Genomic DNA, 20,220 nt, shown 5'->3' with positions numbered 1-20,220 from the left:
TTAAGTATTGCTGTTTTGGCGATTATTTTTTTTGTAGGCGAGATAAATGACAACTGAAAATTTGATGCGTGAGGGACAATTTGATTTGTTTGATATCGCTGAGGTTTTGTGGAAGGGGAAATGGCTTATAGTTATTAGTATTTCTATATGTTTAGTGTTGAATTGGGGGTACTTAAAGTTTTCAAAACCAGTATATACCGTTTCTATCCCTGTTAGTACCAATATGAGAATGATTGGAGATCAGCAGCTCTGTGACATGCATATCGAGTGTTTAGAACTAGGTCTGCCAGCAATTTTTATGTCTTATTCGGAAGAGCGCTGGGAGAGCGTTAAGAGCGGTAGGTATTTGTCTTTGAAGACTGATAAATACAAAAAGGCGGAAAGTTATATAGAAGAGCTTTCTATGATGAATGACAAGTTAACGCAGCTCATTTTAAAAGAAGCTATGTATGAACTAGAAGTCATTGAAACTGAACTATCTAATGAATTGCTTGGTACAGAGAGAGCTGTAAATAATCTTCTTAATGCCAAAAGAACTATTATGCAGATTCAGAGTGGTTCGAAAGCGTTATCTTTTGGGTCAGTAGCAATAAAAAAGACACCTAGGCCTGCACTTGCTTTCCTTGTATCGATTTTCTTCGGTGCTGTGATTGGTAGTGCTATAGTTTTGTTTAGGAATGTTGCCCAAAAGCGGTTTGTGCGCTAGAGGTTATTTTTAAAAACTGTGTTTAAAAAGCATCTTACACCTGTTTATGTCAATTTCTCCCCTATTGACTTCATTATTATAATTTTTTGAAATCAAGAATACGTTTATTATTTTTTTCTGAGTTAAATGTTTCTTTAGGGTGTTGTAGAGCTTTCAGTCTCATTCCATACTGGTTAAAACTTCTATTAAATTAGATTATGAAGACTAAAAGCTGAGCGGGGAATGCTTTTTAGGTTTCAATACATCTGATAGGGATGCAATGAAATAGCTGAATTGATTACTAGTTTGTTAAATAAATGTAAATTGGGGCCCCCTAGAAATGGAGGTTGCAATAAGCTGTTCAAGTGCTCTAAGCGGTTCAGCTGATCAGATCTGAGAAATGTGTTTACCTTTTATGTCTACGCAAGCTGCAAGTTTCTCTAATAATGAAGAAATTGAATATTAAGGGCGTAATTTAGTGTGCTTTTTTAGGAAAGCCTTCTTACATCCACAGATACGCTTAGCTCCTGACTGTTCCCTCCATCAAAAACAACCCCTCTCAGTGGGGTTACATCAGAGTAATCACGCCCCCAAGCTGTTGTTATGTGCTGATCCGCGGGGATGTCGTCATTAGTTGGATCAAACTCAAACCAGCCTTCACCCGGGGAGTAGACAGCAAACCATGCGTGGGAGGCATCAGCGCCTATTAGTTTTTCTTCTCCCGGTGGGGGTAAGGTTTCTAAGTAGCCACTAATATAGCGTGCTGGATACCCCATTGCTCTTAAACAGCCGATAGCAATATGGGCGAAATCCTGACATACCCCGCTTTTTTTCTCTAACGCTTCATGTAGTGGGGTGGCTACGTTGGTTGAACTTGGGTCATATTTGAATTCGTTGAATATCTTAGTGGTTAGGGCGCGTACTGCTGAGCATAGAGGGCGATTCTCATCAAACAGTTCTTGTGCGTAGTCCTTCAATTCACTGCTGATTTTAATCATTGGTGAATCTAACAAAAACTCTTTGGCTTCGATAACTTCAGGCAGAGTCGATAGTTCTAATTCTTGTTTTACCTGAGAGCATGTTTTACCCAGATCAAGATCCAGGGATGCACGCTCGGATTGGGTATCTATCTCGGTGGTAACGTCGATTACTAATTTCTTATGGTGCTTTTGCAGTGAAAAGTAGAAGCAGTTGTTGCCAAAGTAATCTTCTCGCTGGGAAAAATAGTCCGGCTTAGGAGTAATGTTTACCTGCATGTTCTGACAAATTTGATTGTCTGTACTGCGAGGTAGAAGGTGAGCTTGGTTGTAGCAAAGCGAAACAGGTCTGTTGTAGGTATATTCTGTGATATGTCGGATGCGGTAAATCATAGAAATACAATCCCTTGGGTGGCTTCAAGTTGCTGAGGCTCTGATTGGTGATCAAAGTATTGATCGCTGAGCACAGAAGAGAAATCTTCAATGTGCTTGATTACTTCTTTTAGTAGTTGTTGAAGTTGGCCGCGTGATTGAGTCTCTGTGTCATATCTTGATACAGCATCAAGGTCTGCCATTTGAATGTTGCTGAGTGATTGAATAAGTCGCTTCTCACCCGGACTTAAGCCTGGTTTTAGAGAATCAGGTTGTGGTAGGTCTTTAAAATGGTTTAGAAGGCACTGTAGCTGGTAGATGATAGAGCGTGGGTTAGTTTCATCTAACATCAGTAACTCTAACCCGTGTGCAACATCGGTATGTGTACGATAGCGTCGTCTGAAGGTTATTAATGCTTCGACACTAAGAAGCACTGATTCAAGAATTTGCTGTTGTTGCGATTGGGGCAGTGCGGTTGTTAGTAATGATTGAATGAGCCGAGCAGTTTGTAGCGCTCTTTCTGTACGGCGGCCAATCTCTTGAAACTTCCAGCCAACGCCTTGGAGCATACTTTCATGGCTTAGACCCGACATCGCAAGCAAGGTCGTTACTAGTGGATCCAGTGATTCCTCAGGCGCTGAGGGTAAACCACTGATATAAGAACGCTCCAGTTCAAACAGATTATCTCGAATATCGTTAATGATTCTGTGTGTGTCTGCGGATAGCATCTCTTTGACTTCTTCCGAACAAGTTAAGAGTGCTAATAAACTGGATTTAATACTGCTGGAGCGATTGCTATCTAAGATGATATCGATCAGCTCTTGGTCGGGATTATCCAGTTTCTCTATATCCATAAAACCAGGAAGACAATTGGTTTGCTGAGATAGAGCCTGCAATAGCATCTTTTTAGATTTTTCGGGCAATGGCTCAATGCCATTCATCTGCATGAAAACGGTACGCATTAAGCGCATGTTGGACTCGGCTCTTTCCGCGTAGCGCCCCATCCAGAAAAGATTTTCAATGACTCGGCTGGGTAGATTAGCTTCGTGTGCTAGATTTATGATGCCACTGTTATCTTCAATTAGAGTGGTCTGCTTTTCAGGTTCGGATGCTAGTATCCAGGTGTCTTTACTTTGTGACCCCGCTTGATTCGTCACAACGGTGGCTTGCTGGCTTAAGCCAACCCGAGTTAAGCCGCCGGCCATTACGGTATATGTACTTTGATTTGCCACCTGATTCGATACAGTAAAACTTCTAAAAATTGAAGGTCGTGTCAGAATCTCATTATCTTGCCACGCTGGCAGATAGGAAGGGGTGACATAGCTTTGTGCCACAAACTCATGGGGGGATGCTTCGATACGAGCCAGTATTTCTGATCGGCTTTCCGCGGTTAGCATATGGCCATATACGCTGGGGCTGCTGGCCTTGCGCATAGCGGGTTTAATGATAAGAGAATCCAAGTTAGATTTAATGAAGTTTAGATCACTCTTATCGCCGCACCACCAAGTATCGACAGACGGTAGTTTTAAATCGCGGCCCAGAAAGTGCTGGCTGATTTGAGGCATGTATTTTAATAAAGCGGGCGTTTCTAGAATGCCGGAACCAAGCGGATTACTGACTGCAACATTGCCGTTGCGGATGACCTCAAGGAGGCCAGGAATTCCCAGATAGGAATTAGACTTTAACTCAACGGGGTCACAGTAAATATCATCTACACGGCGCATTATAACGTTAACTTTGCTTAACCCATTTAGGGACTTAAGCCAGACACATCCATCCCTAACTATCAAATCACTACCCTGAACCAAAGGGTAGCCGAGGTAGTTGGAAAGATAGGTATGTTCAAAATAGGTTTCGCTGTAAGCACCCGGTGTTAGGATGACGATCAATGGATCATCGGTTTTATCTTTAGCAAGCGAAGCGAGTGTATTTCTAAGAGATTGAAAAAAATGAGATAACCGATGTACTTGGCTATCACGAAATAGGCTGGGCACCACACGAGAAAGGACCGTGCGGTTTTCGAGCGCATAACCCGCACCGCTTGGTGACTGGGTACGGTCTCCGATGATGATAATCTTACCATCAGCTCCCCTGATCATATCTGCGGCATGAAGTGTCAACTGATGATCATTGGGAAGTTGAATATCTTGGCACTGGCGTAGGAAACCCGGGTGGCTATAAATGATTTCAGGCGGAATAACGGCTTGACGAATAAGCTCTCTGGGACCGTAAATGTCCTTCAAAATGAGGTTTAAAAGTTCAGCGCGTTCGGTTAAACCTGCTTCGATGAGACTCCATTCTTCGCTTGGAATAAGCATTGGAATAGGGTCTAGTTCCCAGGTTTTACTGTCTAAAGGCCCGCTAGCAAGGTTATAGGTAGCGCCATCATCACGTAATATGCGTTCTGCTTTTTTATGTCGGTCCTGAAGCCCATCGTGTCCAAGGGTTTCGATGCTTTCTAGTAGGTATTGCCAGTGCGAACGAGGCAGACCTAGATCAAACGCCTCATTATAGTGACCATCGGGAACTGAGAAGTTACTTGATGGTTCACTCATGACTGATTGTGATTGATTCTGCACTGACTTGCCCACTATTTGATTCTAGTTGCGCACATTATAGCGACTACTTGTAAAAAATCTGCTTTCAGTGTCACTGCAAATGTAGAAATAAAATTTGTGACTTTTAAAGGAGCGATTTTGCTTTCGTCAAGTTTATCCCTGTTGCGATGTTTGCATGCTCGTTATGCTGTTTTTTGGAAGAGCGAGCTTGCGCATACACGGAGTGAAAGCGAACCAGTTAGCGCTAAGGTCGTCATGCAGTTGAGAAACGCTTATCTGTAGATCGTTGAGGTGATCTCGAAACGTCTCATTAAGCTGTTCTCCATTATTTAAGGGGTAGTGTAGTTCTTTAACCGTTTCTATACCCCTTAAAATATTTTCAGGGCGTGGTAATTTTTGAGCGGCTGCATGTATTTCGTTTAGGCAAAAACGCAGGGTTCTTGGAAAGTGAGGATCTTCCAACATAAATCTTGCAACTTTTTGCGATTGAACTGCTGTTCTTACTCCGCGTCGGTAGTTCATATAGCCGCTAACTGAGCGAAGTACGTTCCCCCATACGACTTGGTCAAGATTTACGCGTTTATCTTCATTTGGTTGCAGTATGACGGAAGCGCCGGCATCAAGAATACGCGTCGTCATATCTGCTCGTTCAATATTTCTGCCAATGACGACAAACTGCCATGTGGCGTCCCGGCTCATGGCGCCTTCGAATAGACCGGTTATTTCTTGGCAGCGCTGTATTAACGTGTTTAAAAATTTATGCCGATTGGTTCGGTTTATACCTTGCTGAATATTGTGTCGAGCATAAAGGTCCAATTCGTTAATTTGTTCCCATGTATCTTGAGGTATTACATCTCTTGTTGTGCGGATGTTTTCTTTTGCGTGCCTCAGAGATGAGAGTAACGAATAGGGATTGGAATCGTCGGCTAGTAAAAATTTCACGACATTTCGTTCGTCCCGAACTTTATAGCGTTCAGTATAGCTATCAGCATTGCTGTTGATACGAATAAGGTTATACCAGCTGATATTGGTTTTCTTTGGTAGATCAAACAGCAAACTGTCATAAACGCTGACTAGGCGTGCAATGTTCTCAACACGCTCTAGGTAACGGGCACCCCAATAAATTCTTTCGGCTACACGAGATAACATAACTATTCAGTCTCCGTATCAACAATCCAAGTATCTTTACTACCGCCACCTTGAGATGAATTAACAACAAGCGAGCCTTTTTTCATGGCAACTCGTGTTAACCCTCCGGTCGTCACATAGGCGTCTTTACCCTGTAAAATAAATGGGCGAAGATCTAAATGGCGTGGTTCTAACTTTCCCTGTCCTATCAGTGTCGGAGCGGTAGAAAGGTTCAATGTAGGTTGGGCGATATAATTACGTGGGTTCTCATTAATTAGCTGAGCAAATTTAGTTTGCTCTTTTTTGGTCGAGTGCGGCCCCACGAGCATTCCATAGCCACCTGATTCGTTGGCTGGTTTTACAACCAATTTATCCAGATTAGCCAGTACATACTCTTTTTGTTTGGGATCTTCACACAGATAGGTTTCAACATTGGATAGAATCGGTTCTTCATCAAGATAGTATTTGATGATGGCTGGTACGTAAGCATAAACAACCTTATCATCTGCTACACCTGCCCCCGGGGCATTCGCTAAAGCAACATTGCCCTTTTTCCATGCTTTCATCAAGCCGGGTACACCTAATGCTGAGTCTTTCCTAAATACTTCCGGATCGATAAAGGCGTCATCAATTCGACGATAGATCACATCAACGCGTTCCGGCCCGGCAATTGTTTTCATGTATACGCAATCATCTTCGACGAATAGATCGCTGCCTTCTACGAGCTCGGCTCCCATCTGTTGAGCTAGAAAGGCATGTTCAAAGTAAGCAGAGTTAAAAATGCCAGGTGTTAAGACAACAATTTCAGGTTCTTCAACATCCCTAGGAGATAAAGAGGCCAACATATCAAACAGGTGAGCGCAGTAATCGTCTAATGGGAGGATGTTCTCTTTCTCAAAAATTTCAGGTAATACGCGCTTAGTAATAGCTCGGTTTTCGAGCATGTAGGAAACCCCAGAAGGGACGCGTAAGTTATCTTCCAGAACAAAGAACTTACCGTCACCATCTCTGACCAAGTCGGTACCACATATATGTGCCCAGACACTATGAGCCGGATTGACACCAATGCATTCGGGAAGAAAGTTTGGGGAGCCTTGGATTACATGTTCGGGGACCACACCGTCACGAATAATCTTTTGTTCATGATAAAGGTCATCGATAAACATATTTAGGGCACTGAGTCGTTGTTTAAGCCCTTCAGCGACCTGTTTCCATTCATCAGATGGAATTATTCTTGGGATAATATCAAAGGGCCACGCACGGTCTATATTGCCCTCTTCAGTATAAACAGTAAAAGATATCCCCATCTCCTGAATGGTGGCTTCAGCCATTTGGCGGCGCTTATCTAGCTCTCCATCTTCCATGTCTGCAATATGTTCTACTAATTTGTCCGCCGCTTCTCGCGGTTTACCTTTTGACGAGACTAGCTCGTCAAAATGTGACACCGATTCATAACCATCCCAAATGCTATTCATACCCTTTGTTTCCCTGATATCCGAAAACTTAAGACTGCACTATTATAGTGCGGCGAAGGTGAGCAAGGCTTTTTGTTGGCCCTGCCTTGGTGCTTCGGCCTGATTAATAGACCGAAGAATCTATAAATATTTTATCTAAAGGGGATTGAGCAAATATTAGGCCATTAATATTTAATGTGCTTTTTTACGGGGCTATAGGGCTAATGAGCTGGGTGATGGCGTTGTATTACGATCATAGGCTTTTGCGGTGCTTGATATGAATTGGCTTGAAGCTTGCTGTGTAATAAAGCAGTTGTTTAACACTCTCTATATTAAGGGATGATAATCGCAGTGCTGTGGAATGCTTTATTAGCCCATATGGCATGTAATTAGATTGAGTACTTAATAAAGGATTAAACAGGATCAAAGTTTGCTTATCTCGCAATTTGGTACAGTGCGTTCAGCTTAGGAGCATTAAGGAATGGCAATTCGTGTAGCCTTGAATCACAAGACAAAATACAAGTTTGATCGTAGAGTTAATCTATTTCCGCATACATTACGTTTACGGCCAGCTCCTCATTCGCGTACACATATTCACGGATACTCTCTCAAAATAACCCCTGAAGAGCATTTCTTGAACTGGCAGCAGGACCCTTTTGGCAATTATCAGGCTAGACTCGTTTTTCCAGAAAAAACAGATGAATTTAGCATTGAAGTAGAAGTGATTGCGGATATGACCGTTATTAACCCATTCGACTACTTTGTTGAAGAATATGCTGAAAACTATCCATTTAAGTACGATGCTCAGTTAAAAAAGGAGCTGCTGCCTTATCTAAAGTGCTCAGAAAAAGGTCCGTTACTGAAGAAGTGGGCGAGCAAGGTTGATAAAGAGCCAAAACCAATCAATGATTTTTTGGTTGAGCTAAACCAGCAACTTGAGCAAGAGATTGATTACGGTATCCGCATGGAGCCCGGTGTTCAGACTTGCGAGAAAACGTTATCTAGTAAAAAAGGCTCTTGCAGAGATACCGCATGGTTACTTGTTCAGATACTCCGTCGAATAGGCTTGGCTGCTCGCTTTACATCCGGTTATCTAGTTCAGCTCAAGCCTGATGTAAAACCTCTTGATGGTCCAGCAGGAGCTGATGAGGACTTCACTGATCTACATGCTTGGTGTGAAGTTTATATTCCGGGTGCCGGCTGGATCGGTCTTGATCCAACATCGGGCTTGTTTGCTGGAGAAGGGCATATTCCTTTGGCATGTACATCAGATCCAGTTTCAGCGGCTCCTGTGACAGGTGCGACTAGCCCATGTGAGGTTGAATTTGAACATGAAAACAGCGTAACGCGAATTCAAGAAGATCCAAGGGTCACTAAGCCTTATAGCGATCAGCAGTGGGAAGATATTATGCAGTTGGGATCTGCAATAGATCAGCAGCTGAATGAGCAGGATGTTCGCTTGACCATGGGTGGGGAGCCAACCTTTGTTTCTGTTGATGATATGGAATCTCCGCAGTGGAATACGGATGCATTGGGTGACGATAAGCTTAAATTAGCCAAAGATCTGTTACTGCGCTTACGTGAAGAATATGCCCCGGGTGGCCTATTACACTACGGTCAAGGTAAGTGGTATCCCGGTGAGGAGATCCCTCGTTGGGCGCTAGGTTGTTTTTGGCGTGAAGATGGTGAGCCTTTATGGTCTAAACCGTCATTGTTAGCGCGAGTTGATCAGGATTATGGTCATGATTTGAGTTCTGCTGAAAAGTTTTTTACTCAGTTGTGTAATAACCTTCAGCTTGATAATAAATTTATCCTCCCAGCTTATGAAGATGCGCTGTATTTTGCTTGGAAAGAGCAAAATCTACCGGGTAACATTGATCCATTAAAAGCTGATTTGGATAGTGATCTAGAGCGTAAACGCATCGCTAAGCTGCTGCAGCGTGGTTTAAATAGCCCAAGTGGTTTTGTTTTGCCACTTGCGTGGGATTATTCACAATCTAATTGGCACTCAACTCATTGGCCTATGAGACGCGAGCAGGTGGTGTTAATCCCAGGTGATTCATCTTTGGGGTACCGATTGCCGCTAGATTCTCTTCCCTATCAAACTGAAGAGGAACGTGAGGTTCAAGCAGAATCTGATCCTTTTGAATTATCCCGTCCTTTACCTAAGCATAGTCAGTTCGCGGAAACGGTTGAGCAGCTTAAAGAGATGCCTGCATCGGATGCTATAACCACGCATCAGGTTGAGGTGATACGTACTGCGTTATGTATTGAGCCTCGTGATGGTAAGTTGTATTTGTTCCTGCCGCCGATGACCTACCTTGAACACTACCTTCAGCTCATTGCGACCATAGAGAAAACCGCAACAGAGCTTAAATTGCCGATAGTGTTAGAGGGCTATGAGCCGCCAAAAGACAGTCGCCTTAAAAAATTATTAGTGACGCCTGATCCAGGTGTTATTGAAGTTAATATCCACCCTTCTGAAAGTTGGGATGAGCTGGTGGATAATACAACTCGACTTTATCAGGCCGCGCATGAGTGTCGTCTGGGAACTGAAAAATTTATGCTAGATGGGCGCCATACCGGTACCGGTGGCGGTAATCATATTACGATAGGGGCTAATACACCGGCTGACAGCCCATTGTTACGCCGTCCGGACCTTTTGCGTAGCTTGATTACCTATTGGCAACATCACCCTGGATTATCCTATGTATTTTCTGGCATGTTTATTGGCCCTACCAGTCAGGCGCCGAGGGTTGATGAAGCCCGAGGTGAGATGTTGTATGAGCTGGAAATTGCTTTTAAGCAAATGCCTGAGGGTATCATTGATCAGCCATGGTTAGTGGATCGGATTTTGCGAAATCTGTTGGTTGATATGACCGGCAATACTCACCGTGCTGAATTTTGTATTGATAAATTGTATTCACCTGGTAGTGCCAGTGGGCGGCAGGGTTTACTGGAATTTCGTGGATTTGAAATGCCGCCGCACTCACGCATGGCCTTGGTTCAAGCCCTTCTTATTCGTAGCTTGGTGGCGCGGTTCTGGGATGAGCCTTATAGCAAGCCATTAGCGCGTTGGGGGACTGAATTGCATGATAAGTTTATGTTGCCTCATTATGCGTGGGCGGATCTGAAATGTGTGGTTCAGGATCTTCAGGATCATGGCATACCTTTCCAGCTTGATTGGTTGGCGCCTTTTGAAGAGTTTCGTTATCCACATTATGGTCGGGTTCAGATTGATAATGTGGCTATTGAGTTGCGTTGGGCTATTGAGCCTTGGCATGTGTTGGGTGAAGAGATCAGTAGTTTTGGGACTTCACGTTATGTTGATTCTTCTGTGGAGCGTTTGCAAATTAAGCTTTCAGGCCTAGATGAGGGACGATATGTCGTGACCTGTAATGGCCATCGTGTGCCATTGCGAAGTACTGGGCGTAATGGTGAATATGTAGCAGGTGTTCGTTATCGGGCATGGCAGCCACCTTCAGCCCTCCATCCGACTATTGGGGTGCATGCGCCGTTGACCTTTGACTTGGTTGATACTTGGAACGGCCAGAGTATAGGTGGGTGTACTTATCATGTGAGTCATCAGGGTGGACGGAGTTATGATACCTATCCAGTTAATGGTCATGAAGCTGAAGCGAGAAGGGTCTCTCGTTATGATGAGTTTGGACACTCTCCGGGAGAGATAACGGCTACCACTGGTGCAAGGGTCGTACGCGAATTCTCACCTGATGATCGTCCTGCAAAGCCTGCGGCACTTAAAGAGGAAGTCTTTAGTAATGAATATCCTTATACGCTTGATTTAAGGAATGTTGCACCTGCTGATGTATCCTCGAGCTGATGAGTTTTGGGTAGGAACTGATGTGAAAGGTAGTCAATATTGTAAGGTCTGAGCCCTGCTGTTTGCTTAGTTTACAGCAGGCATATCTGAATGGGGTCGCAATGTGTTGACCTCATTCAGGTTTTTGGCTTTGGGTTTGTCGAAGGATATTCGGGAGAATTCCTTTTCTCCCGACCTCGTGGATCATCGATTGGCAAAATACATTGTTACTTCGAAGCCAATTCTCAAGTCGTTATAGCTTGGTTTACACCACTTCATGTAGCATCTCCTGTTGTATTAGTATTTATTAATATAGTCGTTTTTTGTGGATTTATCCTATTAAAAAAATCTACATGCTTGATAGGGAGGCTCAATTACGACTTATGCTGCTATATTGTGGAGGGGCTTATGTTGCAGGTTCGCTAAGAGTGCGCAGGGGGTGTCTGAAGGTTGTGCGGTCTTTAAAGTGGTGGGCCTAGCAGGACTCGAACCTGCGACCGATCGATTATGAGTCGAGCGCTCTAACCAACTGAGCTATAGGCCCCCAGAGCAAGATTGCTCTTGCGAATTGAATTCAAAACAGTAACAAAACAGTTAATTTTGAATCAATTTGAGGTTCTCCAAAAGGAGAGGGCGCCCATAATACCGAGTAGGAATCATGGGTGCAAGGTTTTGATTTAAAAGAATATGCTAGTCGTCAATAAAACCACGTAGGTGCTCTGAGCGGCTAGGGTGGCGAAGCTTGCGCAGGGCTTTGGCTTCGATCTGACGAATACGCTCGCGCGTTACGTCAAACTGCTTACCTACCTCTTCTAACGTATGGTCTGTATTCATCTCGATACCGAAACGCATACGCAGAACTTTAGATTCACGTACTGTCAGGCCGGCTAATACCTCTTTTGTTGCTTCACGTAGGCCTTCGCCTGTTGCTGAGTCAACTGGGGAGGAGATAGTCACGTCTTCAATGAAATCGCCTAAGCTTGAATCTTCATCATCACCGATTGGTGTTTCCATTGAGATTGGTTCTTTGGCAATCTTCAGAACTTTACGTACTTTGTCTTCAGGCATTTCCATGCGTTCGGCAAGTTCTTCAGGCGTTGCTTCACGTCCCATCTCTTGTAGCATCTGACGGGAAATACGGTTCAGTTTGTTGATCGTTTCGATCATATGCACTGGAATACGTATGGTACGTGCTTGGTCGGCAATGGAACGAGTAATTGCCTGGCGGATCCACCATGTAGCATAAGTTGAGAACTTATAACCACGACGGTATTCAAATTTGTCTACCGCTTTCATTAGGCCGATGTTACCTTCCTGGATTAGATCTAGGAACTGTAGACCGCGGTTGGTGTATTTCTTAGCAATGGAGATTACAAGACGTAGGTTGGCTTCAACCATCTCTTTTTTCGCGCGGCGTGCTCTTGCTTCGCCAATAGACATTGCGCGGTTAATCTCTTTGATCTCTGTTAGGGCTATGCCTGTATCGATCTCTGCATTAATAAGTTTTCTTTGTGCACGCTTAAGTTCAATGATATTTGTTTTGATTGCACGCGAGTAATCGCTCTTGGAATCAATAATATCGGTGAACCAGCTTGTATTTGTTTCGTTGCCAGGGAAGTCTTTAATAAAGGCTTTACGTGGCATTTTTGCTCGTTGTGTACAGATACGCATGATAGTGCGTTCTTGTTTACGAATATTTTCAATCGTAGAGCGAACACGGTTGACTAGCGCTTCATAGTAGCGAGGCGAAAGTTTAATCGGAGAGAACACTTCGCCAAGTTCGAACTGGGCTTTCTTATGTTCTTTGCTACCACGGCCGTGTTCTTCAACAATGTCTTTTAGTGCAATCAGCTTTTCGCGAACTAGGCCATAGCGACGTGCGGCTTCTTCAGGATCTGGGCCTTTCTCTTTTTCTTCCTCTTCATCGTCATCTTCGGCAGGTGCTGCAGGAGGAGCTACAGGCATGACGCCATCATCAGGATCAATGTAGCCGCTGAAGATGTCGCTTAAGCGGCCTTCTTCTTGGATGGTAAGGTCGTAGGCTTCAATGATGGCATCAACAGTGCCAGGGAAGCATGCAACAGCGCACATAACTTCTCGAAGACCTTCTTCAATTCGTTTAGCAATGCTGATCTCGCCTTCGCGAGTTAATAGTTCAACGGTACCCATTTCACGCATATACATGCGGACAGGGTCAGTCGTGCGTCCGGCGTCAGACTCTACAGCAGCAAGTGCTGCTACAGCTTCTTCATCCGCATCAACTTCTGCGGAATCACCTTCGGTCATCAGTAGTGTTTCAGTATCCGGCGCTTCTTCTGACACGGAAATACCCATGTCATTGATCATGCGGATAATATCTTCTACTTGATCCGGATCGGCAATGTCCTGTGGTAGATGGTCATTGATTTCAGCGAAGGTAAGGTAGCCCTGCTCTTTACCACGTGCGATCAATTCCTTGAGGCGAGACTGCTGTTGCTGCGAAGTATCGGACATAGGACCCTGTGACTTGTAAAAATGGATGAAAATTCGAGCAGGCCATTATAACGATGAAGTCGCTATTTTGCTAGGGAAAAGGCCGTGCCAGTTTTAGTCAGTTACCCGTTAAAAATAGACTATTTTTCAGCGACTTGCTGAAATGATCGGTAACTTAATCTTGTATATGGTGATTAGGCTCTATTTTTTCAAGGGTGGAGCCAGTTTTTTGCGTTGTCGCTTGGGCTGGGGCTATTCTTTGGTGATATGTTTTAGCTGATTTAGTTTCTGAAAGTTTTGCGCCAGCGATACTTTTTCTTCAGTGCTTAATTTGCCGGTCTGTTGTTGTTTTCTTTGTAGTGCAGAGATCTCTTGTTCCAAGGCGATCAGTTCTAGCTGATTTTTAGCGTCTTTTAAGTAAAGGCGAGCATCTTCTTCTGAGTGTATTTCTAGCGAAGTGGATATCTCATATAGGCTGATGATAGTTTGTGAGAGTTTTTCATCTTCGCGCCAATCAACAGCGAGCTGACCAAGTGATGCAGATGGGTTCTCTGTATAATAGGTAATTAACTGAATGAGAAGCTGAATATCTGTGCTTTCGGCCTGAGATAGACTTTGTGGCGGTGTGTATTCGCTTGCGAGTTGAGGGTAATGCAAAAGCAGTGATATGAGTTTTTCGGCAAACGAAAGCTCTGTGTTTTTTGGGCGCGGTAACCGAGGGCCTGGCTGCTCGCCAAATTTATCTTTTTTGTAACCGTTTTTGAATTTGCCCTTTTTCTTACTTGGCTGTTCTTGGTATGACTCTTGATAGCCAGATTCAAAGTCTGCGTAATGCGGCTCTTCGCTAGGATAGTTATCATACTCTAGTGCTGGCGGAGGGCTATATGCATCAGAAGTGCTTGTGTTTTGGCTTGCTGGAGTGGATGTGGTTGTAAGCGCTTCATGAAAATTAACAGTGGTTTGAATCTGATCGAGGGATAAGTTTGTTAGCTCACAAATTCGATCTAGCATCATCTGCTGTAGCAGGCTTGGGCGCATTGAGTTGATAGCGGGAAGCACTTCAGTGCTAAAGCGCGCACGTCCATCCATGCTATCTAAGTCCGCAGTTTCGGAATGGCTTTTAAAGAAAAACTCAGACAAGGGTTGGGCTGTGGATAATCTTTCACTAAAGGCTATCTCGCCTTCTTGGCGTACTAAGCTGTCAGGGTCTTCGCCATCAGGTAAGAATAAAAAACGGGCTTCTTTACCATCTTCAATAACGGGTATTGCGGTTTTGAGTGCGCGCATAGCGGCTTCTCGACCTGCATTGTCTCCATCAAAACAGAAGATGATTTCCGGTACTATTTTAAAAAGTCGCTCTAAGTGTTGTTCTGTCGTGGCGGTACCTAGGGTCGCCACGGCATAGTGAATGCCGTATTGAGCTAAACCAACGACATCCATATAGCCTTCAACAATAATAAGGCGATCTAACTTGCTGTTGTGTTTTCTTGCTTCATAAAGACCGTAAAGTTCACGGCTTTTATGGAATGTGGGTGTTTCCGGGGAATTAAGGTACTTCGGTTTATCGTCACCTAGTACACGTCCACCAAAAGCTATAGTTCTGCCGCGCTGGTCTCTAATCGGAAACATAATACGATTACGAAATCGATCGTAGCGGCTGTCACGCTCTTCATTGTGAATAAGCATTCCCGCTTCTTCTAGAAGCTTGGCTTTATGCGGATCATCTTTACCTAGGTGCTTAAGTAAATTATCCCAGCCGGAGGGTGCAAAACCAATCGAAAATGCTTTGGCTGCTTGGCCGCTAAGGCCGCGTGATTTTAGATAGTTAACAGCGTCAGTACGACTGTCATTGCTACGTAGCTGATCTTCATAGTATTGGCTGGCGGCATCGAGCAGTTCGTACAGCTTTTTTAATTGCTGATCTTTTTCGCGTTGCTGCGGGGAATCATCACGTGGGACTTCCATTCCGGCGGATTTAGCGAGCTCTTCAACCGCTTCAGGAAAGCCGATATTCTCATATTCCATAAGAAACCCCAGTGCGTTTCCACCTGCTCCACAGCCAAAGCAGTAATAAAACTGTTTCTCTTGGTTAGCAGAAAAGGAGGGGGTTTTTTCTTTATGGAAAGGGCAAAGGCCTGAGTAGTTCTTGCCGGCGCGTTTTAGCTTTTGGACACGACCATCTAGCACGTCAATAATATTGACGCGTGCTAATAAATCATCGATAAATGTTTGGGGTATGCGTCCGGCCATGAGCTCAACTGCTGATTAGGTATCAGCGGGAGTGTAACTGGATAGTCTTTAACTTGATAGTCTTTAGCTAGGTAGTGTCTAACTTGATATCAGCCTAGCTAGATCGTGTTTAACTTGTTAGTACGGCCTTAACAAGTTTGGATATATTACCCATATCGGCGCGGCCTTGAACTTGGGGTTTTACTAGCCCCATGACTTTGCCCATGTCTTGCATGGACTGCGCGCCTGACTCTTCTGTAGCTTGTTTAACAATGGCTACAAGTTCTTCATCCGTAAGCGGTTGCGGCAGGAAAGTTTTAATCACCTCCAACTCCCGTCGCTCAGCACTAGCAAGATCCATACGTGCCGCTTCTTCAAATTGTGAGATAGAGTCTCGACGTTGCTTAGACATTTTGTCTAGCACCGTAATAACTCGGGTATCATCCAGCTCAATGCGTTCATCGATTTCGATGCGCTTGAGTTCGGCTAACATCATGCGGATAGTGCTTAGGCGTTCCTTATCTTTGGCACGCATTGCAGCTTTCATCTCTGTAGTGATTCGCTGCTTAAGCTCCGACATAACTTACCTCTAATTACCTGAATGGGATCTTGTGTATATCTCGAGTATTAGTACAAGCGTACGCGACGTGCGTTTTCGCGAGATACTTTCTTAGCGTGACGCTTAACAGCAGCAGCTGCTTTACGCTTACGTACAGAAGTTGGCTTCTCGTAGAATTCACGACGACGAACTTCAGCTAGTACGCCTGCTTTTTCGCAAGAACGTTTGAAACGACGTAGAGCAACATCAAATGGCTCGTTTTCTTTAACTTTTACAGCTGGCATGTTTTAACAAACCCTATAATTGTTTAGTTAATACTTAATGAAACTTGCTCATAAAACAGACGGTTCTATGGCAAGGCGCGAAATTTTATTCCTTTCACTAGGCTAAGTAAAGCAGTTAATGGCTATTCAGGCTATTTTCTACACAGGTTTGCATGCAGTCGGCCAAGGGCAGATGTATAATGCCCGCAAAGCGACCGGCTAGTATGATTTTGTAATGTTCGGTAGCGCTATAAATCTAAATTGAGATAGTAAAAGATGCGTGTATTAGGAATAGAAACCTCTTGCGATGAAACCGGTGTTGCAATCTATGACAGTGAGCAAGGCTTATTGGCTGATGCGTTATACAGCCAAGTAAAGATGCATGCTGAATACGGTGGTGTCGTGCCTGAACTGGCTTCACGTGATCATGTGCGAAAATTACTGCCTCTATTGGATGAAGTCTTTGAAAAGGCTGATGTAAAGAAAGGTGATGTGGATGCTATTGCCTATACGTCAGGCCCCGGTTTGATTGGTGCGCTGATGGTAGGTGCCTCAACCGGTCGAGCGTTGGCGCTCTCATGGGGTAAGCCCGCCATCGGCGTGCATCATATGGAAGGTCATTTGCTAGCCCCGATGTTGGAAGAGAACCCTCCTTCGTTTCCATTTGTTGCCTTACTGGTATCGGGTGGACATACCCAGCTAGTGCGTGTCGATGGTATTGGTCAGTATGAGCTTCTGGGTGAATCACTCGATGATGCAGCCGGAGAAGCTTTTGATAAAGCCGCGAAAATGCTCGGCTTAGATTATCCGGGCGGGCCGTTAGTCGCTAAACATGCATTATTAGGTGATCGAACGCGTTTTCGTTTTCCTCGCCCGATGATCGACCGTCCCGGCATGGATATGAGTTTTTCGGGCTTAAAGACATTTACCCTGAATACTTCTAATGATCATCGTGATGAAAATGGAAAGCTGGATGATCAGACAATTAATGATATCGCTTGTGCTTTTGAAGAAGCTGTTGTCGATACCCTAGCTATAAAATGTAAACGCGCCCTGCAGCATACTGGATTTAAGCAGTTAGTCATTGCCGGTGGTGTGAGTGCAAATCAGCGGTTACGTGAACGATTAGAAGAGATGGTTAAAAAGGAGCGCTCTGAACTCTTTTATGCGCGTCCTGAATTCTGCACAGATAATGGTGCGATGATCGCGTTTGCAGGTTGTCAGCGTTTAGTAGCAGGCCAGCAAAGTGGTCTAGAAATCGTAACAAAACCTCGTTGGCCGCTTGATACGCTTGAGGCGATTTAAAGCCGAGGTTCTGAACTGTTAAGCAGATTACGTATATTTGTACGGTGGCTGAGGAGTAAAAGCGCTGAAATGATTAGCATGACAGCAAAATACTCCGGGGCGGTTAGCCAAATAAAGATTGGGCTAACAAGTGCACAGGCAGTAGAGGCAAGTGATGCTGTACGGCTAATTGCTGCAACTATTCCCCACACAATCAGCTGTGCAATTGCCAATGGCCAGTACAAACAGATACAAACACCCAGCGCAGTGGCGATACCTTTGCCGCCCTTGAATGATGAAAAAATCGGGAAAAGGTGGCCGAGAATAGCGGCTAATGCGCAAAGGGATTGTTCTGTGTTGGATAAAGGTAAAAGTAGACCGGGCAGTAGTGCCAATATGCCTTTGCCAATATCGCCAAAGAGTGTCAATGTGGCGGCTTTAGCTGAGCCAATACGTAAGACATTGGTTGTGCCGGGATTACCAGAACCTTGCTGGCGAGGGTCAGGAATATTAAAGGCATGACAAACGATCACTGCTACGGGGATTGAGCCCCATAGGTAAGCAAGAAAAATAAGTCCGATGGTGACAAGTCCAGTATCGGTCATTATGAATCCAAGAGTGAAGTTATGGATATAGTGTACATTCGAGAGTTAGAGGTGGAAACAGTCATTGGTATTTATGACTGGGAACGTGAGATTCGTCAGCGCGTTAATCTGGACTTAGAGATGGGTACAGATATTCGTCAGGCGGCGAACACTGAAGATGTAGATAATACGCTGAACTATAAATCCGTATCAGATCGCTTGATTGCATTTATCGAGAAGAGTGAGTTTCAGTTAGTGGAAACCATGGCTGAACAGATCGCAGAGATTGTGATGAATGAATTTTCGGTTAAGTGGTTGAAATTGCGTTTGGGTAAGCCGGGTGCAGTGCCTAAAGCGGCAGATGTTGGCGTGATTATTGAGCGCGGGGAGCGTTTCTAATGGCGCAGGTTTTTGTCAGTGTTGGGAGTAATACAGAACGTGAATACTACACGCGTTCTGCACTTGATGCGTTGCATCAGCATTTTGGTGCACTAAATATATCCACAGTGTACGAAAGCGAAGCGGTTGGCTTTAGTGGTGATAACTTTTTTAACTTTGTCGCCGCGTTTAATACCCAGCTTTCAGTCGCTGACTTATCCACACTGCTGAAGCGAATTGAAGATGAAAATGGTCGTTGCCGAAAAGGCCCTAAGTTTAGCGGCCGAACTTTAGATATTGATATTCTTACCTATGATCAGCTGGTGGGAGAGCATTCGGGTGTGCAGTTACCGCGTGGTGAGATCACAAAGAATGCGTTTGTCTTAAAGCCTTTGGCTGATATCGCAGGAGATACGCTGCACCCTGAACTTCAGATCTCTTATTCTGCACTGTGGCAGGATTATGCTGAGCAGCAATCACTATGGTCTGTAGAGTTTGAGTGGCAGGGGAATTCATTGCCTTGTTCTGTGGGGTAAGGCGTAAAGTCGGGTTAGAGTAAAGATTTGAGGGTGCAGCTGGCCTTCGTAGGATCTCAGCGCTTCTTTGTGAAGAGAGGTAAATGATCTTCAGAATATAGAAGAAAACCAAAAAACTCGCGCACAGGGTGGCTTCCTACAGTTCATTTCTAATGGCTGTAGAGCGACTTCCCACCATCGACCGCCAATATTTGGCCTGTAACGTAGCTGGCATTAGCTAAGTAATTTACCGTTTCTGCTAGATCAGTTGCTTGTCCAATTTTCCCTAATAACGTTTTATCCACAATCGCTTGTTTCGCTTCGGCTGTTAGGTCTGCTTCAGGCCACAGAATTGCGCCGGGAGATACGCCGTTAACACGTACTTTGGGTGCGAGTTCTTTGGCTAAGCTTTTGGTCATCATCTCTAGCCCTGCTTTGGCAATAGAGTAGATCGGGTGGCCGGGTAAGCCTCTTTGAGCATGAATATCGATCATATTAATAATACAGCCGTTGTTTTCCTTTAAGGTTTCGCTCAGTTCAGCGCAAAGGAAGTAGGGTGCACGCAGATTTGAATTAATCAATTCATCCCACTGTGCTTGGCTGCTTTCGGTAACCGGCGTTGGATAAAACGCAGAGGCATTGTTAACCAATAGATCTACTCTTCCAAAGGGTTGTACCGCTTCTTTCGCTAATAGCACGACATCATCCATGTTGTTTAAATCAGCCTGTATACAATGAGCGCTATTATGGCGAAGTTGGTTAAACGAATCGGTAAGCGCTAGGGCTTCTGTTTTAGATCGATTGTAGTGGATCAGGATTGAGTAGCCTTGTGCGTGCAGTTTTTTAGCGATAGTCGCGCCAACGCGTTTGGCTGAACCCGTGATAAGAGCGACTTTGCTTTCAGTCATGTTGGGGTCGTCTTTATCGGTTGGGCGGCTCATT

Annotated in this window: 16 protein-coding genes and 1 tRNA gene; 5 read left to right on the top strand and 12 right to left on the bottom strand. The window is 44.5% G+C overall.

Annotated elements, in window-relative coordinates:
• Positions 1-46: 46 nt before the first annotated feature.
• Positions 47-706, top strand: coding sequence for a Wzz/FepE/Etk N-terminal domain-containing protein (locus B4K11_RS12000; RefSeq protein WP_292950957.1), 660 nt, complete (start codon positions 47-49; stop codon positions 704-706).
• 467 nt (positions 707-1,173) lie between these two features.
• Here B4K11_RS12000 and B4K11_RS11995 read toward each other — a convergent pair whose 3' ends face one another.
• From B4K11_RS11995 to B4K11_RS11980, 4 genes are all read right to left on the bottom strand, one after another.
• A complete protein-coding gene (locus B4K11_RS11995) occupies positions 1,174-2,055 on the bottom strand; it encodes a transglutaminase family protein (protein ID WP_292950956.1) in 882 nt (293 codons plus the stop codon).
• Positions 2,052-4,613 carry a circularly permuted type 2 ATP-grasp protein gene (locus tag B4K11_RS11990; protein WP_292950955.1) on the bottom strand — a complete coding sequence of 854 codons (2,562 nt, stop codon included), beginning with the start codon at positions 4,611-4,613 and terminating at the stop codon, positions 2,052-2,054. The genes B4K11_RS11995 and B4K11_RS11990 overlap by 4 nt, the downstream gene beginning before the upstream one ends.
• Before the next feature lie 132 nt (positions 4,614-4,745).
• Positions 4,746-5,741, bottom strand: coding sequence for an alpha-E domain-containing protein (locus B4K11_RS11985; protein ID WP_292950954.1), 996 nt, complete (start codon positions 5,739-5,741; stop codon positions 4,746-4,748).
• A 2-nt stretch (positions 5,742-5,743) separates the two neighbouring features.
• Complete coding sequence (locus tag B4K11_RS11980) at positions 5,744-7,195, bottom strand: circularly permuted type 2 ATP-grasp protein (RefSeq protein WP_292950953.1); 1,452 nt, start codon at positions 7,193-7,195, stop codon at positions 5,744-5,746.
• A gap of 460 nt (positions 7,196-7,655) precedes the next feature.
• On the opposite strand from B4K11_RS11980, the gene B4K11_RS11975 reads away from it, so the two are divergent.
• The gene (locus B4K11_RS11975; RefSeq protein WP_292950952.1) at positions 7,656-11,015 is read left to right on the top strand and encodes a DUF2126 domain-containing protein; all 3,360 of its coding nucleotides are present in this window, start codon (positions 7,656-7,658) and stop codon (positions 11,013-11,015) included.
• Positions 11,016-11,198: 183 nt separating this feature from the next.
• On the opposite strand, the gene pqqA is transcribed toward B4K11_RS11975, so the two are convergent.
• From pqqA to rpsU, 6 genes are all read right to left on the bottom strand, one after another.
• Positions 11,199-11,273, bottom strand: coding sequence for a pyrroloquinoline quinone precursor peptide PqqA (gene pqqA, locus B4K11_RS11970; protein ID WP_292951019.1), 75 nt, complete (start codon positions 11,271-11,273; stop codon positions 11,199-11,201).
• A gap of 188 nt (positions 11,274-11,461) precedes the next feature.
• Positions 11,462-11,538: transfer RNA gene (locus tag B4K11_RS11965), tRNA-Ile, on the bottom strand.
• A gap of 146 nt (positions 11,539-11,684) precedes the next feature.
• Positions 11,685-13,487, bottom strand: a complete 1,803-nt coding sequence (gene rpoD / locus B4K11_RS11960; RefSeq protein ID WP_292959398.1) for an RNA polymerase sigma factor RpoD — start codon at positions 13,485-13,487, stop codon at positions 11,685-11,687.
• A 231-nt stretch (positions 13,488-13,718) separates the two neighbouring features.
• Positions 13,719-15,716: a DNA primase gene (gene dnaG / locus B4K11_RS11955; RefSeq protein ID WP_292950949.1), complete on the bottom strand. Its 1,998-nt coding sequence runs from the start codon at positions 15,714-15,716 to the stop codon at positions 13,719-13,721.
• 109 nt (positions 15,717-15,825) lie between these two features.
• The gene (locus B4K11_RS11950; RefSeq protein WP_292950948.1) at positions 15,826-16,275 is read right to left on the bottom strand and encodes a GatB/YqeY domain-containing protein; all 450 of its coding nucleotides are present in this window, start codon (positions 16,273-16,275) and stop codon (positions 15,826-15,828) included.
• A gap of 47 nt (positions 16,276-16,322) precedes the next feature.
• On the bottom strand, positions 16,323-16,538 hold the full coding sequence (rpsU, locus tag B4K11_RS11945) for a 30S ribosomal protein S21 (RefSeq protein ID WP_067865199.1): 216 nt from the start codon (positions 16,536-16,538) through the stop codon (positions 16,323-16,325).
• A gap of 255 nt (positions 16,539-16,793) precedes the next feature.
• Here rpsU and tsaD point away from each other — a divergent pair, with 255 nt between their 5' ends.
• Positions 16,794-17,822: a tRNA (adenosine(37)-N6)-threonylcarbamoyltransferase complex transferase subunit TsaD gene (gene tsaD, locus B4K11_RS11940; RefSeq protein ID WP_292950947.1), complete on the top strand. Its 1,029-nt coding sequence runs from the start codon at positions 16,794-16,796 to the stop codon at positions 17,820-17,822.
• Here the strand turns inward: tsaD and plsY are convergent.
• Positions 17,819-18,406, bottom strand: coding sequence for a glycerol-3-phosphate 1-O-acyltransferase PlsY (gene plsY / locus B4K11_RS11935; protein ID WP_292950945.1), 588 nt, complete (start codon positions 18,404-18,406; stop codon positions 17,819-17,821). The two genes, tsaD and plsY, sit on opposite strands and share 4 nt — an antisense overlap.
• Before the next feature lie 21 nt (positions 18,407-18,427).
• Here plsY and folB point away from each other — a divergent pair, with 21 nt between their 5' ends.
• Both folB and folK read left to right on the top strand, forming a co-directional pair.
• Complete coding sequence (folB, locus tag B4K11_RS11930) at positions 18,428-18,784, top strand: dihydroneopterin aldolase (RefSeq protein WP_292950943.1); 357 nt, start codon at positions 18,428-18,430, stop codon at positions 18,782-18,784.
• Complete coding sequence (folK, locus tag B4K11_RS11925) at positions 18,784-19,299, top strand: 2-amino-4-hydroxy-6-hydroxymethyldihydropteridine diphosphokinase (RefSeq protein ID WP_292950941.1); 516 nt, start codon at positions 18,784-18,786, stop codon at positions 19,297-19,299. Before folB ends, folK begins: the two co-directional genes overlap by 1 nt.
• A gap of 149 nt (positions 19,300-19,448) precedes the next feature.
• Here the strand turns inward: folK and B4K11_RS11920 are convergent, their stop codons facing one another.
• Positions 19,449-20,219: a pteridine reductase gene (locus tag B4K11_RS11920; RefSeq protein ID WP_292950939.1), complete on the bottom strand. Its 771-nt coding sequence runs from the start codon at positions 20,217-20,219 to the stop codon at positions 19,449-19,451.
• Position 20,220: the final 1 nt, after the last annotated feature.

The sequence above is a fragment of the Neptuniibacter sp. UBA6509 genome, from assembly GCA_002435145.1.
Classification (GTDB): Bacteria; Pseudomonadota; Gammaproteobacteria; order Pseudomonadales; family Balneatricaceae; genus Neptuniibacter.
Note: the sequence above shows the minus strand (reverse complement) of the source record. Positions and strands in the feature narration are given on the sequence as shown.

Bases quoted from the DNA above. Each gene is read 5' to 3' on its own strand.
- B4K11_RS12000 (WP_292950957.1), top strand. From the start codon at position 47: ATGACAACTGAAAATTTGATGCGTGAGGGACAATTTGATTTGTTTGAT.
- B4K11_RS11995 (WP_292950956.1), bottom strand. From the start codon at position 2,055: ATGATTTACCGCATCCGACATATCACAGAATATACCTACAACAGACCT.
- B4K11_RS11985 (WP_292950954.1), bottom strand. From the start codon at position 5,741: ATGTTATCTCGTGTAGCCGAAAGAATTTATTGGGGTGCCCGTTACCTA.
- B4K11_RS11980 (WP_292950953.1), bottom strand. From the start codon at position 7,195: ATGAATAGCATTTGGGATGGTTATGAATCGGTGTCACATTTTGACGAG.
- B4K11_RS11975 (WP_292950952.1), top strand. From the start codon at position 7,656: ATGGCAATTCGTGTAGCCTTGAATCACAAGACAAAATACAAGTTTGAT.
- rpoD (WP_292959398.1), bottom strand. From the start codon at position 13,487: ATGTCCGATACTTCGCAGCAACAGCAGTCTCGCCTCAAGGAATTGATC.
- dnaG (WP_292950949.1), bottom strand. From the start codon at position 15,716: ATGGCCGGACGCATACCCCAAACATTTATCGATGATTTATTAGCACGC.
- B4K11_RS11950 (WP_292950948.1), bottom strand. From the start codon at position 16,275: ATGTCGGAGCTTAAGCAGCGAATCACTACAGAGATGAAAGCTGCAATG.
- rpsU (WP_067865199.1), bottom strand. From the start codon at position 16,538: ATGCCAGCTGTAAAAGTTAAAGAAAACGAGCCATTTGATGTTGCTCTA.
- tsaD (WP_292950947.1), top strand. From the start codon at position 16,794: ATGCGTGTATTAGGAATAGAAACCTCTTGCGATGAAACCGGTGTTGCA.
- plsY (WP_292950945.1), bottom strand. From the start codon at position 18,406: ATGACCGATACTGGACTTGTCACCATCGGACTTATTTTTCTTGCTTAC.
- folB (WP_292950943.1), top strand. From the start codon at position 18,428: ATGGATATAGTGTACATTCGAGAGTTAGAGGTGGAAACAGTCATTGGT.
- folK (WP_292950941.1), top strand. From the start codon at position 18,784: ATGGCGCAGGTTTTTGTCAGTGTTGGGAGTAATACAGAACGTGAATAC.
- B4K11_RS11920 (WP_292950939.1), bottom strand. From the start codon at position 20,219: ATGAGCCGCCCAACCGATAAAGACGACCCCAACATGACTGAAAGCAAA.